General features: G+C 71.0%; 14 protein-coding genes. All 14 read left to right on the top strand.

The annotated features are described in order from the left end of the window. Nucleotides 1-2 precede the first annotated feature (2 nt). The 14 genes from ACFWBW_RS34240 to ACFWBW_RS34175 all read left to right on the top strand — a co-directional run bounded on the left by ACFWBW_RS34240 (nt 3) and on the right by ACFWBW_RS34175 (nt 14,663). Nucleotides 3-440 (top strand): ATP-binding protein, encoded by a 438-nt coding sequence (locus tag ACFWBW_RS34240; RefSeq protein WP_385381151.1) that lies wholly within the window; start codon nt 3-5, stop codon nt 438-440. Beyond that, nucleotides 422-1,681 (top strand): PP2C family protein-serine/threonine phosphatase, encoded by a 1,260-nt coding sequence (locus tag ACFWBW_RS34235; RefSeq protein WP_385381148.1) that lies wholly within the window; start codon nt 422-424, stop codon nt 1,679-1,681. The genes ACFWBW_RS34240 and ACFWBW_RS34235 overlap by 19 nt, the downstream gene beginning before the upstream one ends. Next, the gene (locus tag ACFWBW_RS34230) at nt 1,681-2,433 is read left to right on the top strand and encodes an AAA family ATPase (RefSeq protein WP_385381145.1); all 753 of its coding nucleotides are present in this window, start codon (nt 1,681-1,683) and stop codon (nt 2,431-2,433) included. Before ACFWBW_RS34235 ends, ACFWBW_RS34230 begins: the two co-directional genes overlap by 1 nt. 72 nt (nt 2,434-2,505) lie before the next feature. Next, nucleotides 2,506-3,246: a type 1 glutamine amidotransferase domain-containing protein gene (locus ACFWBW_RS34225; RefSeq protein WP_385381142.1), complete on the top strand. Its 741-nt coding sequence runs from the start codon at nt 2,506-2,508 to the stop codon at nt 3,244-3,246. 65 nt (nt 3,247-3,311) lie between these two features. Beyond that, a complete protein-coding gene (locus ACFWBW_RS34220; RefSeq protein WP_385381139.1) occupies nt 3,312-4,796 on the top strand; it encodes an aldehyde dehydrogenase family protein in 1,485 nt (494 codons plus the stop codon). 51 nt (nt 4,797-4,847) lie between these two features. Beyond that, complete coding sequence (locus ACFWBW_RS34215; protein ID WP_385381136.1) at nt 4,848-5,462, top strand: NADPH-dependent F420 reductase; 615 nt, start codon at nt 4,848-4,850, stop codon at nt 5,460-5,462. Next, entirely contained in the window at nt 5,447-5,998 is a 552-nt protein-coding gene (locus ACFWBW_RS34210; RefSeq protein WP_385381133.1) for a (2Fe-2S)-binding protein, read from the top strand. The genes ACFWBW_RS34215 and ACFWBW_RS34210 overlap by 16 nt, the downstream gene beginning before the upstream one ends. Before the next feature lie 5 nt (nt 5,999-6,003). Further along, entirely contained in the window at nt 6,004-8,409 is a 2,406-nt protein-coding gene (locus tag ACFWBW_RS34205) for a xanthine dehydrogenase family protein molybdopterin-binding subunit (RefSeq protein WP_385381130.1), read from the top strand. Beyond that, a complete protein-coding gene (locus ACFWBW_RS34200; RefSeq protein ID WP_385381127.1) occupies nt 8,406-9,230 on the top strand; it encodes an FAD binding domain-containing protein in 825 nt (274 codons plus the stop codon). The genes ACFWBW_RS34205 and ACFWBW_RS34200 overlap by 4 nt, the downstream gene beginning before the upstream one ends. A 35-nt stretch (nt 9,231-9,265) precedes the next feature. Then, nucleotides 9,266-10,597, top strand: a complete 1,332-nt coding sequence (locus tag ACFWBW_RS34195) for an MFS transporter (protein ID WP_385381124.1) — start codon at nt 9,266-9,268, stop codon at nt 10,595-10,597. Then, a complete protein-coding gene (locus ACFWBW_RS34190; protein ID WP_385381121.1) occupies nt 10,594-12,159 on the top strand; it encodes an ATP-binding protein in 1,566 nt (521 codons plus the stop codon). Before ACFWBW_RS34195 ends, ACFWBW_RS34190 begins: the two co-directional genes overlap by 4 nt. A gap of 12 nt (nt 12,160-12,171) precedes the next feature. Next, complete coding sequence (locus ACFWBW_RS34185; RefSeq protein WP_385381119.1) at nt 12,172-12,513, top strand: nuclear transport factor 2 family protein; 342 nt, start codon at nt 12,172-12,174, stop codon at nt 12,511-12,513. 101 nt (nt 12,514-12,614) lie between these two features. After that, entirely contained in the window at nt 12,615-13,262 is a 648-nt protein-coding gene (locus ACFWBW_RS34180; protein ID WP_385381116.1) for a TMEM175 family protein, read from the top strand. A 72-nt stretch (nt 13,263-13,334) separates the two neighbouring features. Further along, nucleotides 13,335-14,663 carry an IS701 family transposase gene (locus ACFWBW_RS34175; RefSeq protein WP_385381113.1) on the top strand — a complete coding sequence of 443 codons (1,329 nt, stop codon included), beginning with the start codon at nt 13,335-13,337 and terminating at the stop codon, nt 14,661-14,663. The last annotated feature ends 40 nt before the right edge of the window (nt 14,664-14,703 follow it).

Raw genomic sequence — 14,703 nt, 5'->3', positions numbered from 1 at the left:
GGATGTCCGCCGAGCTTCATGTGCCCGCCACCCTGGGGGCATTGGGCGACATCGCCGCGCTCGTCCTGCGGCTGGCCGGGAGCGCGGGCCTGGGCAAGGGCGCCTCGTACCGGATCCGGCTGGCCGTGGACGAGCTGGCCACCAACATCGTGATGCACGGGTACCGGAGCGGCGACGGACGGATCACCGTCCGGGGCCGCTCCGGGCCGGGCCGGGTACAGATCTCCATAGAGGACGGCGCCCCGGCCTTCGACCCGGTCCAGGGGCGACTGCCGCCCGAACCGCACACCGCTCCCGAGCGGCGCCGGATCGGCGGACTCGGCATCCACCTCGCATTGACCAGCGTGGACGAGTTCGACTACGTACGCAGGGACGGCCGCAACATCAGCACGCTGACTGTGATGGCTGAGGGGACTGACCCATGCCCTCCACGACCGTGATCATCCTCGACGAGTACCCGCCACCACCCCTCGAACTCCTGGGAGCACTGGAGGAGATGGGAGCGGCACTCGTCCCGCGCACGCTGGCCGAACTGCTGGCCGGCCCACTGGAGGAGCTGCCCGAAGCGGACGTACTGCTCGCCCCGGCCCAGGCCGACGGAGAGTCCGTACGGACCGCCGTGCGCCGGCTGCGCCGCTGGGCCGGGGCGCCCATCGTGGTCGTCTGGACCGTGACGGAGTTCGCCGCCCTGGAGGAACACGTCCGGATCGGGCACGACTACCTCGTACCCCCCTTCCTGCCCGCCCTCGTCGGGGCCCGGCTGCACAGCTGCTCGGAGCGCGCCGGACTCGGCCGCACCCTGCGCGAAGCCGACGCCCGCGCCGAACTGATGGGATACGAGAAGGAGTTGGAGATAGGGCGCGAGATTCAGGCCGGGTTCCTGCCGGAATCACTGCCGATCCCCGAGGGCTGGGAGATCGACGTCTGCTTCCGGCCCGCCCGGCAGGTCGCAGGAGACTTCTACGACGTCTTCGAGCTCTCCCGCGGCCGGCGCCTGGCCTTCGTCGTCGCCGACGTCTGCGACAAGGGGGTCGGAGCCGCGCTCTTCATGGCGCTCATCCGCTCCCTGCTGCGGCACACCGCCGAGAACAGCGGCCTCCAGCACCTGGTGGCCGCCGGCCGCACCGGCAACAGCCGGCGCATCCCCGTGGTCGGTGCCACACCGCTGCTCAACGCGGTCACCGCCACCAACGGCTACCTGACCCGCAACCACCTGCGGCAGGGCTACTTCGCCACCCTCTTCTTCGGGGTGCTCGACCCGCTCACCGGATCCCTCGTCTACATCAACGGCGGCCACAACCCGCCGCTGCTGCTGGACGCGGACGGCGGCGAGCCGCGCACCCTGGAGGTCACCGGCCCCGCCGTCGGGGTGCTCCCGGACTGTGTGTACACGCTCGGCTACGCCCAGTTGAACCCGGGAGACACCCTCTTCGTGTTCACGGACGGAGTGCCCGAGGCCCGTTGCCCCAGCGGCAGCTTCCTCGGAGACGAGCGGATGCTGGAGCTGCTGTCCGGCCCACCGGTCAGCGGCAGGGAGGTGGTCGAACGGATGGACACGGCCGTACGCGAACACACCGGAACAGCCGAACAGCACGACGACGTCACCATGCTGGCCCTGCACCGGCCACGCGCGGCGCGGGGGCCGCACGCGGGCGGCGCCGATCGCCAGGTCGTGGCCTGATGACCCGGACCATCGTGGTGCACTCGTACCGCGGCGGTACCGGAAAGTCCTCGGTACTGGCGAACCTGGCCCTGCTCCTCGCGGCCGAGGGGCGCCGGGTGGGGGTGATCGACACGGACATCCAGTCGCCCACCCTGGACCTGCTCTTCCGGCTCGGCCCCGGCCCCTCGCTCGCCGACTACCTGCTCGGCCGGTGCGAGATCGAGGCCGCCGCCCAAGAGGTCCGCACGGGCTGCGGCCGCAGCCTGTACGTCGTGCCGGCGCGGACCGGTACGGCGGCCCTGCGGGAACTCATGACCACCGGCTACGACGTGGGGCTGCTGCCCGAGGGCTTCGACCGGCTGGCCGTGCACCACGCCCTGGACGTCCTGCTGCTCGACACCCACGCCGGGCTCAACAACGAGTCGGTCACCGCGATGGCGAGCGCCGACGTACTCCTGATCATGGCCAGGGCCGACCGGATCGACCTCCTCGGCGTCGAGGAGACCATCGCCCTGACCGGCCGGCTCGCCTGCCGGCGGACCCTGGTGATGAGCATGGCGCCCGAGGGCATCGACCGGACGGCCGCCCGGCGGCGGGCGGAGGAGGTCTACCGCACGCCCCTGGCCGGAATCCTGCCCTACGTTCCGGAAATGGCAGCGCTCTACGGGGAACGCATATTCTCCGAAGCCCATCCCGACCACCCTCTGGTCGGTGAATTCCGCACCATCATCTCCGCGTTGGACGCACGTGACGAAGTATCGCGTGCCTGACGCCTCCCCCTTACGCCCCTTGCGGGGGGCGTGTTGAATCGGCAGCGAATCCAGACGAAGGAGAAGAGAGTCATGAAGATTCTCGTCGTCATGACGGCCAAGGCCACGCTTCATCTGCTGGACGGGGAACAACATCCCTCGGGTTTCTGGGCCGAGGAATTCGCCGTTCCCTACACCCTCTTCAAGAACGCGGGCCACACCGTCGACGTGGCGACGATCGCGGGGCGGACCCCGACGGTCGACCAGACCAGCATCGACCCCCAGTTCCTCCAGTGGGTCCGCCCCCAGGGCTCCGCGGACACGGACACGGCCAGCGCCCAGGAGTACAGCCGCGTCATAGAGAACACCCCGCAGCTGAGAAACCCGATCGCCCTGGAGACCCTGGGCGAGAAGGACATCGCCGGCTACGACGGCATCTACATCAGCGGCGGCCACGGGGCCATCGGCGACCTGCCCAAGTCCGACGAACTCGCGCAGATCCTGCGCTGGGCCATCGCCCAGGACAAGCCGCTGGCCACCGTCTGCCACGGGCACACCGCCCTGCTGGCCCTGCGCGACGGCGAGGGCCAGTGGCCCTTCGCGGGCTACCGGATGACCGCCTTCTCGCACAGCGAGGAGCTCGTCACCAACATGGCCGGCCGCCTCCCGCTGATCCTGGAGGCCGAACTCACCCGGCTCGGCGCCCGCTACGAGAAGGCCGACGCCATCTGGGACTCGCACGTGGTGGTGGACCGCAAGCTCACCACCGGCCAGAACCCCTACTCCTCCAAGGCCCTCGCGGAGACGTTCTTACGTCAGCTCGCGCAGGGCTAGCCATCAGGGGTGTCTCCCCCTGGCGCCCTGCCCCTCGCACCCGAAACCGGAAGGCAGCCACAGCCATGACCAAGCGCGCGCTCAGCGACCAGCCCTTGGCCAACCCCGGGAAACTGTTCATCGGCGGCACCTGGGTCGAGGCCCGGGACGGCCGTACCGAACCGGACATCAGCCCCGTGGACGGCCAGGAGATCGTGCCGGTGGCCCAGGCCGCCGCCGCCGACGCGGACGCGGCCGTGGCCGCCGCCCGCACGGCGTACGAGGAAGGTCCCTGGAGCAGACTGTCCGCCCAGGAACGCGCGCTGCGACTGAACCGGGTCGGGGAGCTCATCGAGCGCGACCTCGAAGAGATCGCCATGCTGGAGACCGTGGACATGGGCAAGCCGTTCGCCTTCTCCTCCACGGTCGACGCCCCCATGGCCGCCCAGCTCATGCACTACTACGCCGGCGCCGTGACCCGGGTCGACGGCTCCTCCCGGGCCCCGGCCGGCGGGCAGCTCGCCTACACCCTGCGCGAACCGCTGGGCGTGGTCTGCGCCATCACCCCCTTCAACTTCCCGCTGCTCCTGTCGATGACGAAGATCGCCCCGGCCCTCGCGGCCGGGAACACGGTGGTCCACAAGCCCTCGCCCGCCACCCCGCTCACCGCCCTGAAGATCGCCGAGCTGTTCCAGGAGGCGGAGATCCCGGACGGCGTGCTGAACGTCATCACCGGTCCGGGCGTGGAACTGGGCGAGACCCTCACCGGCCACCCCGGCATCGACAAGATCGCCTTCACCGGCTCCACCTCGGTCGGCCAGTCGATCATCCGCAAGGCGGCCGGCACCCTGAAGAAGGTGACGATGGAGCTCGGCGGCAAGTCCGCCAACATCGTCTTCGCCGACGCCGACCTCGACGCCGCCGAGGAACTCGCCTTCTTCGGCATCTACTACAACAAGGGCGAGATCTGCACCGCCGGCTCCCGGCTGCTGCTGCACCGCCCGATCCACGACGAGATGGTCGAACGGCTCGTGGCCCGCGCCGCCGCCCTGCTGCCCGGAGACCCGCGCGACCCGGCCACCCTCTTCGGACCGCTCGCCCACCGCGGCCAGTTCGACAAGGTCAGCTCGTACATCGAGGTCGGCGAGAAGGAAGGCGCCGTGCTGCGCACCGGCGGCACCGGCTGGACCCCGGAAGGGGCCTCGTCCGAAGGCCTGTACTTCCTGCCGACCATCTTCACCGGCGTCGACAACGGCATGCGGATCGCCCAGGAGGAGATCTTCGGACCCGTCCTGTCGATCATCCCCTTCGACACCGAGGAGGACGCCGTGCGCATCGCCAACGACAGCGCGTACGGCCTCGCCGCCGGCGTCCACACCAAGGACCTGCGGCGCGCCCACCGGGTCGCCTCGCAGATCAAGGCCGGGACCGTCTGGGTCAATTGCTACAACCAGTACGACCCCGCCGTGCCCTACGGCGGCTACAAGGCCTCCGGCTACGGGCGCGAGTGCGGCCCCGAGTCCCTGGAGAGCTACACCCAGACCAAGTCGGTCTGGATCGGAATGGACTGACGTCCCCGGCCGACCTGCCCCGCCCGCACCGAGACCACCTGAGGAGCCCCCATGCGGATCGGCATCATCGGCACAGGCCGGATCGGATCGACCCTGGCCAGGATCCTCGTGGCGGCGGACCACCAGGTCGTGCTCGCCAATGCCCGGGGCCCGCAGAGCCTCGCGGCCCTGCTGGCCGAACTGGGCCCCGCGGCCTCGGCGGCGCACCCCGCCGAGGCGGCGGCCCGGGCCGAAGTCCTCGTACTGATGCTGCCGTTCGACAGCGTGCAGGGGCTGCTGCCCCCGGACGCCGTACGGGACACCGTGCTCGTGGACGCCACCAACGCGTTCAGCGGGCCGGGCGCCCCCCGGGACCTCGGCGGCCGGGGATCCAGCGAACTCGTCGCCGAATGGTATCCGGGGACCCGGATCGTGAAGTCTCTGAACACCATGCATTTCGAGACGCTCGCCGTCGCCGGAACCGCTTCGGGGCCGCGCCTGGCCCATTTCACGGCGGGCGACGACGGGAAAGCCAAAGAAATAGTCGCGGGAATCATCACGGATCTCGGATTCGCTCCCGTGGACACCGGCCCGCTGCACTCCGGGGGAATTCTCCAGCAGCCCGGCGGGCCCCTCTTCAACCGGCCGCTCACGGAAGCGCAGGCGCTGGCATGGACCTCTCACTGAACGTCAACGGAAGACCCGAGCAGTTCACGGCGCAGCCGAACGAACTGCTCGTGGAACGGCTCCGCGACGGCCTCGGGCTGACCGGTACCAAGGTCGGCTGCGACACCGGACAGTGCGGAACCTGCGTCGTCCAACTCGACGGCCGCTCCGTCAAGAGCTGCCTGATCCTCACCGTGGCGGCCGCCGGCTCCGCGGTGACCACCATCGAGGGGGTCACCACCCCCGGCGGTGAACTCAGCGGCCTCCAGGAGGCCTTGCGCCAGGAGCACGGAACCCAGTGCGGCTTCTGCACCCCCGGGATGGTCATGGCCCTGGGCGAACTGGTCGACGCCGCCGCCGACCGCGAGCCGCCCACCGAGCCCGAGATCCGCGAGTGGCTCACCGGCAACCTGTGCCGCTGCACGGGCTACCACAGCGTCGTACGAGGAGTGCAGCGCGCCTGCTCCGCGGCCCGCGCGCAGGTGCCCGTGGAGCAGGTGCCCGTGGAGCAGGCGCCCGTGGAGAAGGCCACCGCCGCGTCCGGACAGGAGGGGTGAGGGAGATGACCGCAGTCACGGGGGAGACCCCGCTCCAGGGCAACGGCCTGCTCGGACAGCCGCTGGACAGCCGTGAGGATCCGCAGCTGCTGCGCGGCGAGGCCACGTACGTGGGTGACATCGACCTGCCGGGCACCGCCCACATGGCGATCCTCGGCAGCCCCGTGGCCCACGCGAGGATCCTCTCCATCGACACCAAGGCCGCCGAGCAGCTGCCGGGCGTGCTGAAGGTGGCCACCGCGGCCGACTTCACCGACGTCATGCCGCTGCCCTGCATCTGGATACCCGGCGGGGTCGAGAGCCACTTCCCGCCCCACCCCTACGGACTTCCCGGCTCCCGCCCGGTGCTGTCCGGCGACACCGTGCGCCACGTCGGCGACCCCATCGCCGCGGTCGTCGCCGAGACCCCGCGCCAGGCCGCCGCGGCCCTCGCCGCCATCTCCGTCGAGTACGAGCCGCTGACCGTGGTGACCCGTGCCGACGAGGCCCTCGCCGAAGGCGCCCCCCAGCTCCACGAGGCCGTCCCCGGCAACCTGAACGCGTACTGGACCTGCGGGGACAAGGACCGCACCGACGCGGCCATCGCCGCGGCCGAGGTCACCGTCGAGCTGGACCTGGTCAACCAGCGCACCATCAACAGCCCCATCGAGCCGCGCGGCGCGGTCGGCGACTACAACGCCGCCACCGGCGAGTACACGCTGTACGCCTCCACCCAGGGCCCGCACAACCACCGCTTCCTGCTCTCCGCCCTGGTCCTCGGCATCCCCTTCAACAAGCTCCGCGTCGTCGCCCCGACCGTCGGCGGCAGCTTCGGCACCAAGGGGTACCTGTACCCCGACATGCCGCTGGTCCTGCTGCTCTCCAAGGCGCTCGGCCGGCCGGTGAAATGGGTCGACACCCGCACCGGGCTGATGAACTCCACGGTCCAGGGCCGCGACCACCGCCAGCACGTCACCCTGGCCGGCACCCGCGACGGCCGGATCACCGCCGTGCGCTGCACGAGCTACGCCAACCTCGGCGCCTACCCCTCCACCATCGGCCCCGGCGTCGCCACCGCGCTGATGGGCCGCTCCATCAGCGGCATGTACGACATCGACGCGGCCTTCTGCGAGGTCTACGCGGCCTTCACCAACACCGTCTCGCTCGGCGCCCAGCGCGGCAGCGGGCGCGCCGAGGCCGCGTTCCTGATGGAACGGCTCGTGGACCGCTACGCCTCGGAGATCGGCATGGACCCGGCGGCGGTGCGCCGCAAGAACCTGGTGCCGAAGGAGAAGTTCCCGTACGACAACGGCCTGGGCTGGACCTACGACTCGGGCGACTACCAGCTCAACTTCGACCGGGCCATCGAGCTCTCCGGCTACGCCGACATGCCCGCCCGAAAGACCGAGGCCCGCGCCCGCGGCAAGCGGCTCGGCGTCGGCATCGCCTCCTACGTGGCGATCTGCGGTGTCGGCCCCTCCACCCGGATGTCCAAGGAGGGCATGCTCGGCGGCACCTGGGAGAGCGCGAACATCCGCGTCCACCCGACCGGCGAGGTCACCGTCACCGTCGGCTCCGCCTCCACCGGCCAGAGCCACGGCACCGTCTTCGCGCAGGTGGCCGCCGACGAGCTCGGCATCGACCCGGCGACGGTCCAGGTGTACGAGGGGGACACGCTCAAAGCCCCGTACGGGCAGGGCACTTACGGCTCGCGCTCCTACAGCATGGCCGCGCCGGCCATCGCCCTCACCGCCCGGAAGATCAAGGCCAAGCTGGTGAAGGCCGGGGCCGTCTTCCTCGGCGTCCCCGAGGACAAGGTCGTCTACGCGGACGGCAAGGTCTTCGAAGAGGGCAACGAGGAGAACACCAAGACCTTCGCCGAGCTGGCGATGGCCATGTGGTACGGCTGGGGGCTGCCGCCCGAGATCGAGCCCGCCCTCGACGAGACCACCCACTTCGACCCGCCGGACTTCAACTACCCCTTCGGGACGCACGTCGCGGTCGTCGAGATCGACGAACTGACCGGCGAGACCGAGGTGGTGGCCTACACGGCCGTCGACGACGCGGGCAACATCGGCAACCCGAAGATCGTGCTCGGGCAGATCGAGGGCAGCATCCTGCACGGCCTCGGCCAGGCCCTCATGGAGCACGCCGAGTACGACCCGGACGGGCGGCTCGTCAGCCGCGACCTGAACCACTACGCCCTGCCGCGCGCCACCGACGCGCCCTTCTTCACCCTCGACAAGACCACCACCCCCTCCCCGCACAACCCGCTGGGAGCCAAGGGCGCCGGCGAGATCGCCACCGTGCCGCCCGCCGCGGCCGTCGTCAACGCCGTCGTCGACGCCCTGTCCGACCTGGGCGTCCGGCACATCGACATGCCCGTCACCCCCGAGAAGGTCTGGCGCCGCCTGAGAGGGGAAGCCCAGTGATCCTCACCGAGTTCGACTACGTACGCCCCGTCGGCCTCGACGAGGCACTGACCCTGCTGGCCGGCCGCGCCGGCGCCCGGGTGCTGGCCGGCGGGCAGAGCCTGCTGCCCGGCCTGCGCACCGGGGAGGACCGGGCCTCCCTGCTCGTCGACGTCCGCCGGCTGGAAGAGCTCCGCGGGATCGAGTGGACCCCCGCCGGGATCCGGATCGGGTCGATGACCACCCTGGCCGAACTGGCCGCGGACCCCCTGCTGCGGGCCGACGCGCCGGAGATCGCCGCCGCGGCCCGCGCCAACGGCGACCCCCAGGTCCGCAACCTCGGCACGGTCGGCGGCAACCTCGCCGCCACCGGCCGGGCCACCGACCTGCCCGTCGCGGCCATGGCCGCCGGAGCCACGGCCGAACTGGCCGGGCCGGGCGGAGCGTCGACGCTCACCGCCGAGGAACTGGCCGCCTCCGGCGTCCCGGCGGGCACCGTCATCACCGCCCTGCTCGTCCCGGCCGCCGGCCGCGCCGCCGCCTTCGAGAAGACCGCCGACCGGGCGACCCGCTACCCGGTCTGCGCCGCCGCCGTACGGATCACCCCCGACGGGCCGCGCATCGCGGTCACCGGGGCCACCGCCCGCGCACTGCGGCTGCGCGGGGTCGAAGAACGGCTCGGCGGGGGCCCGTACACGACGGAGGCCGTGCTCGCGGCCTTCCGCGCCGAGCCCCGGGAGCTGTTCGTCCCGGGGCGCGGCACCTCGGCCGAGTACCTCGGCCACCTCGCGGGCGTACTCACCGCCCGCGCGCTCACGAGGGCCGTGCAGGCACCCGCCTGACCGCCCACGACGGGGGAGTTGAAGCAGTGGAACCGTTGCCCACGACAGCACGGACCGTGCCGTCCGCGACCACCACGGGGGACACCTTGCGTCCAGCTCCCGGCCCCGCAGGCCCCGCAGGCCCCGCCGGCTCCGCAGGCGTACCGGGAAGCTCCGGCTTCCGGGTGGTGGGTGCGGTCCTGGTCCTGCTGATGCTCTCCTCCTCCGTCCCCTCCGCCCTCTACGTGCTCTACCAGCAGGAGTGGGGCCTGTCCTCCGGCATGATCACGGTGGTCTTCGCCCTGTACGCCGTCACCGTGCTCGCCGGACTCCTGCTGTTCGGCTCGCTGTCCGACACCCTCGGCCGGCGGCCCGTACTCGCCGCGGGGCTGGTCCTCGCCATCGTCTCCATGGGCCTGTTCGCTTCGGCCCAGGGGCTCGGCCTGCTGCTCGCCGCCCGCGCCGTGCAGGGGCTGGCGGTGGGCCTGGCCACCGGGGCCATGGGCGCCGCCCTGCTGGAGCTCGCTCCGCGCTCCCGGCCCGCGCTCGGCGCACAGGTCAACAGCGCCGGGCCGACCGTGGGCATCGGCCTCGGCGGCATCGGGGCGGGGCTGCTCGTGCAGTACGCGCCCGCTCCGACCGTCCTGACCTACCTGCTGCTCGTGGGGGCCTTCGTCATCTCCCTGGCCGGTGTGGCCCGGATGGCGGAGAGCGCGCCCGGACGTGCGGGCGGGTCCGGTGGCACCCGGGAGCCCGGTGGCAGCCGGCTGAAGATCGTCCCGCACCGGATCCACATCCCCGCCGCCGTGCGCGGCCGCTTCGCCGTGCTGATCCTGACCATCGTGGCCGTCTGGTCGGTCGGCGGCTTCTACCTCTCGCTCGGCCCGCACCTGGCCCTCTCCCTGCTCCGGAGCACCAACTACCTCGTCGGCGGCGCCACCGTGGCCCTCCTGGCCGGCGCCGCCACCGCCGCCCAGCTCCTGCTGGGCCGCACCGAGGCCCTGCGCACCGCCGTCCTCGGCCTGCTCGGCCTGCTCGGCGGGCTGGCCCTGGTGCTCCTCGCGCTCGGGCTCGGCTCGGCCCCGGTGTTCCTCGCGGCCACCGCCGTCCTCGGAGCCGGCTGGGGAGCCGCCTTCCTCGGCTCCTTCCGCGCGCTCAGCGCACTGGCCGAGCCGGCACACCGGGGCGAACTGACCGCCGCCGTCTACGTGTTCGCGTACCTCGCGATGAGCGTGCCGGCGGTGCTCGCCGGACTGCTCACCAACATCCACGGGCTGCACCGCACCTCGGTCGGCTTCATGGCCACCGTCGCCGCGGTGTGCGCGCTCGCCCTGCTGGCCACCCTGCGGCTGGCCGCCCGGAACAGGACGGAAGGGAGCACCACATGACGGGATCCCCGGGCACCGCCGCACTCCGCACCGCCCTGCGCGCCCTGGAGATCTTCGAGGGCCTCACCGAGGAGCAGCTGGACTGGCTGGTCTCGGTCTCCGAACCCAGGGTGCTCGCCGACGGGGAGGTCCTCTTCCGCGACGGGGAGGAGGCCACGGGCTTCCACGTCCTGCTCTCCGGGGGCCTCGTGGTGACCAAGGTCGTCGACGGCCGCGAGGAGGTCCTGACCCGGCACTCCACCGAGGAGGAGAGCGTGGCCGCCGAGGACCACGACGGCAAACCCTCGGCCGCGCACCGGTTCACCGGCGAACTGCCGCTGCTGACGGACGGGTCGTACGTGGCCACGGCCGCGGCGAGCGGACCGGCGACCACCGTGGTGGCGTACGCCAAGCCGGTCTTCTTCGAGATGCTGACCCGCTGCCACGGGGTGGCCGCCGTACTGATCCCCGTGCTGGCCTGGCGCATCAAGTCCTCCGAGGTCCAGGCCCGCAAACGGGCCACCGTCGAAGCCCTGGGCACCCTGGCGGCGGGCCTCGCGCACGAGCTGAACAACCCCGCCGCCGCCGTGGCCCGGGCCGCGCAGGAACTGGCGCCCGCCCTGGACCAGCTGACGCGCACCGCCCAGGTCTGGGGCGCGGCCGCCACGGCCGCCGAGCGCTCCGTGTTCGACCAGCTCGCCGGCGAACTGGACAAGATGGCTCCGCCGCTGGTCACCGACCCGCTGGACCAGGCGGACGCGGAGGAGCAGATCGCCGACTGGGCCGAGGAGGCCGGCGCGGAGCGGGCCGGACTGCTCGGCTCGGGGGTCTCCGACCTCGGGCTGGACCTGGGCGGGCTGCTGGAGCGGCTGGAGGGGGTCGGCGAGCCGGCCCTGCCCGCGGCCCTGGACCACTTGGCGGCCCTCCTGGAGATCCGCTCGCTCGCCGCCGAGCTGCGGGCGGCCGGTCCGCGGATCTCGCAGCTGGTGTCGGCCACCCGGGATTACGCCAATCTCGACCGGGCGCCCGAGCAGCGCTTCGCGGTGACCGACGGACTGGAGAACACGCTGGTCGTGCTGCGTGCGAAGCTCGCCGGGATCGGGATCGTGCGGGCGTACGAACCGGACCTGCCCGAACTGACGGGCTACCCGAGCGAGCTGAACCAGGTGTGGACCAACCTGGTCGACAACGCGGCGGCCGCCATGGAAGGCGCCGGAACCCTCACCCTGCGCGCCCGGGTCGAAGGCGTCTGCATGGTGGTGGAGATCGCCGACACCGGCTCGGGCATTCCCGGGGAATCCCTGCCGAGGATCTTCGAACCCTTCTACACGACCAAGGACGTGGGCAAGGGAACCGGTCTCGGTCTGCACCTCAGCTACCGCATCGTGACCCAGCGCCACCACGGCTCGATCACGGCCCGCTCGCACCCGGGGGAGACCCGGATGACCGTGCGGCTGCCGCTGTCCGGGACGGATCCGTCCTGCGCCGTGCCGGCCGTACCCACTGATCCCACTGATCCCACTGGTTCGACCGATCCGACCGATCCGACCGATCCGACCGATCCATCCTCATCGAAGAGCTGACAGGGAGTCGACATGCCCAAGTACGACATCTCCACGCTGCACCCGGTGTTCGTCCGGCAGATGGACGCGATCGCCGCCCTGGACATCGAGGCGGTGATGAAGAACTACACCGACGACGCGGTGCTGTTGCGCTTCGAGGGCGTCTCCGTCGGCATCGACGCGGTGCGCGAGACCTTCACCGGGTACCTGACGGTGAAGCCCACCCTCGTGGAACTCCAGGAGTACGTCGAGACCGACGACACCATCTTCTACCGGGCGATCATGAACCTGAACGGCGAACCGGAGCACGCGTTCGGAACGCTCGTGGTCCGCGATGGCCGAATCTGGCGGCAGACAGCGGGATTTGGCAGCTAACCGCAGAAATCTGGGTAGCGTGTGCGGGGAGGGTGGGGATGCGCACCCTCCCCGTATGCACGGCAGCCGTAGATATATGCAAGAAGCGCGAAGGGGAGGTCATGGAAACGGAAACCGGCCGGGTCGAGGCATTCAGTGACGGTGTATTCGCGGTCATCATCACGATCCTTGTCCTGGAATTGAAAGTTCCGGAAGAAACCGGCTCCGACTTCTGGCACGGAGTGCGGGAACAGTGGCCGCACTACGCCGCCTATGTGGTGAGTTTCCTCATCATCGGCGTGATGTGGGTGAACCACCACACCATCTTCAGTCACATCAAGCGGGTCGACCGCCCTTTGCTGTTCCTGAACCTCCTGGTGCTGATGGTGGTGTCGGTGGTTCCGTACACCACCAATGTGCTCGCGGAACACCTCATGGAAGAAGGGGGATCGGCCAACGCGGCGGCCGTCCTCTACAGCCTCGTCACCGTGGCCTATGCCTTGGCGTTCATGGCCTTCTGGTGGTACGTCACCCGGCTCGGGCACCTCTTCCACGACCAAGTGGACAAGGACGGCGCGCGAGCCACCCGGGTGCGTTTCGGGCTGGGGGCAATCGCCTACCCCTGCACCGTCGCCCTGGCGTTCTTCTCCGCTCCGCTCACCCTCGTCGCCCACTTCCTGATCGCGCTCTACTATGCGGCGAACCAGATCCCCATCCCCCTCGTGGTAGAGGAAGAGCGGCTCGAATCTGTCAGCGACCTCAGGAAGTAGCCGCCGGGACCTACGGCCGTTCTCCGCGGTCAAGTAGGCTAATGGATCTAGCTGGTCGCGGGGGAGGCCCAGATGTCTCGCGTAGTCCTGCCGGAGGAATCCACGAAGGAAATCTCCGAATTGATCGACGTTCTGATCTCGCTCTTCTTCGAGTCGTTACCTCGGCGGGACCAGCGAAACTGGGCCCGCGTATACCTCAACGGTCTGGTGCGGACCAACGGAAAGAAAACAATTCGTAACATCGCCGGAACCGGGGCCAGTTCCGTCGAGCAGAGCCTGCAGCAGTTCATCAGCAAGTCGCCCTGGGACTGGACCCCCGTCCGACGCTCCCTCGCCCAGCACCTGGAACGCACCGCGCAGCGCCCGCTGGCCTGGGTGGTGCAGCCCATGGTCATCGAGAAGGCCGGCGACCGGTCGGTCGGTGTGGGACGGCAGTTCGTCCCCCAGCTGGGCCGCACCGCCAACTGTCAGCAGGCCAGCGGCATCTGGCTCACCTCCAGCGATGCCGGCTTCCCCGTCGAATGGACCCTCACCCTCCCCGGGCCCTGGACGGCGGAACTCCTGCGGCGCCGGCGGGCCGGGATCCCCGACACGGCACGCTCGCTCACCCCCGCTCAGGACGCGATACACGCGGTCCAGCGGATGGCCGCCACCTGGCAACTCCAGCGCAGGCCCGTGGTGATGGAAGTCTCCAACAGCGAACTGCCGCAGTGCATCGAGTCGTTCGCGATGCAGGACATCCCCTTCGTATTCAAAGTGGACGGCACCCTGCCCGTCTCCTTCGGCGGGGCCGGCCGGCACAAGCCCGGCCCGCACACCGCGCCGGCCCGCGAGCTCATCGACTCCCTGCGCTCCCAGCGGCGCGTCGTCGAATGGACCAGACACGGCCGCGCCGAGGGAGCGGTCACCCTGCTCACCTCGGCCGCCATCTTCGCCACCCCCGGGGAGGACCGCCTCGTGCCGACCCCGCCCACCCCGCTGCTGCTCGTCGGGGCCTGGACCGAGGCGGCCCTGCTGCCCTCGGAGTTCTGGATCACCAACATCGGGGACCGGCCGCTCGCGCAGCTGTTCCTCCTCGCCAAACTCACCGACCGGGTCGCGCTCGACTTCACCGAGGTCTGCGAACCCGCCGGAATCCGTGATTTCGAAGGCCGCTCCTTCCGCGGCTGGCACCACCACGCCACCCTCGCCAGCGTCGCCCACGCCGCGATGCTGCTCGGCGCCCGCGGACGGGGACCCCACCCGTCACAGCCCGAGCCGTACCCCGGCCCGGCCCGCACCGCCCCCACACGCACCGCCCCCACCCGTACGGTCGCCCCCGCGCACGCCGCGGCGGCGCCCGTCCTGCCGCCGAGACCGGTCATCCCCGGGCAGAGCCCGCGCCGCGAGTACATCCGCTGATGCTCGACATCGCCGCAGAGCTACGCGCGTGGGGCGGCGC

Source organism: Streptomyces sp. NPDC059957 (genome assembly GCF_042730015.1).
Lineage (GTDB): Bacteria > Actinomycetota > Actinomycetes > Streptomycetales > Streptomycetaceae > Streptomyces.
The sequence above is the reverse complement of the archived record's forward strand: the minus strand, read 5'-3'. Positions and strand labels throughout refer to the sequence as shown.

Coding starts and splice junctions, on each gene's coding strand:
- ACFWBW_RS34240 (WP_385381151.1), top strand. CDS start 3: ATGTCCGCCGAGCTTCATGTGCCCGCCACCCTGGGGGCATTGGGCGAC.
- ACFWBW_RS34235 (WP_385381148.1), top strand. CDS start 422: ATGCCCTCCACGACCGTGATCATCCTCGACGAGTACCCGCCACCACCC.
- ACFWBW_RS34230 (WP_385381145.1), top strand. CDS start 1,681: ATGACCCGGACCATCGTGGTGCACTCGTACCGCGGCGGTACCGGAAAG.
- ACFWBW_RS34225 (WP_385381142.1), top strand. CDS start 2,506: ATGAAGATTCTCGTCGTCATGACGGCCAAGGCCACGCTTCATCTGCTG.
- ACFWBW_RS34220 (WP_385381139.1), top strand. CDS start 3,312: ATGACCAAGCGCGCGCTCAGCGACCAGCCCTTGGCCAACCCCGGGAAA.
- ACFWBW_RS34215 (WP_385381136.1), top strand. CDS start 4,848: ATGCGGATCGGCATCATCGGCACAGGCCGGATCGGATCGACCCTGGCC.
- ACFWBW_RS34210 (WP_385381133.1), top strand. CDS start 5,447: ATGGACCTCTCACTGAACGTCAACGGAAGACCCGAGCAGTTCACGGCG.
- ACFWBW_RS34205 (WP_385381130.1), top strand. CDS start 6,004: ATGACCGCAGTCACGGGGGAGACCCCGCTCCAGGGCAACGGCCTGCTC.
- ACFWBW_RS34190 (WP_385381121.1), top strand. CDS start 10,594: ATGACGGGATCCCCGGGCACCGCCGCACTCCGCACCGCCCTGCGCGCC.
- ACFWBW_RS34185 (WP_385381119.1), top strand. CDS start 12,172: ATGCCCAAGTACGACATCTCCACGCTGCACCCGGTGTTCGTCCGGCAG.
- ACFWBW_RS34180 (WP_385381116.1), top strand. CDS start 12,615: ATGGAAACGGAAACCGGCCGGGTCGAGGCATTCAGTGACGGTGTATTC.
- ACFWBW_RS34175 (WP_385381113.1), top strand. CDS start 13,335: ATGTCTCGCGTAGTCCTGCCGGAGGAATCCACGAAGGAAATCTCCGAA.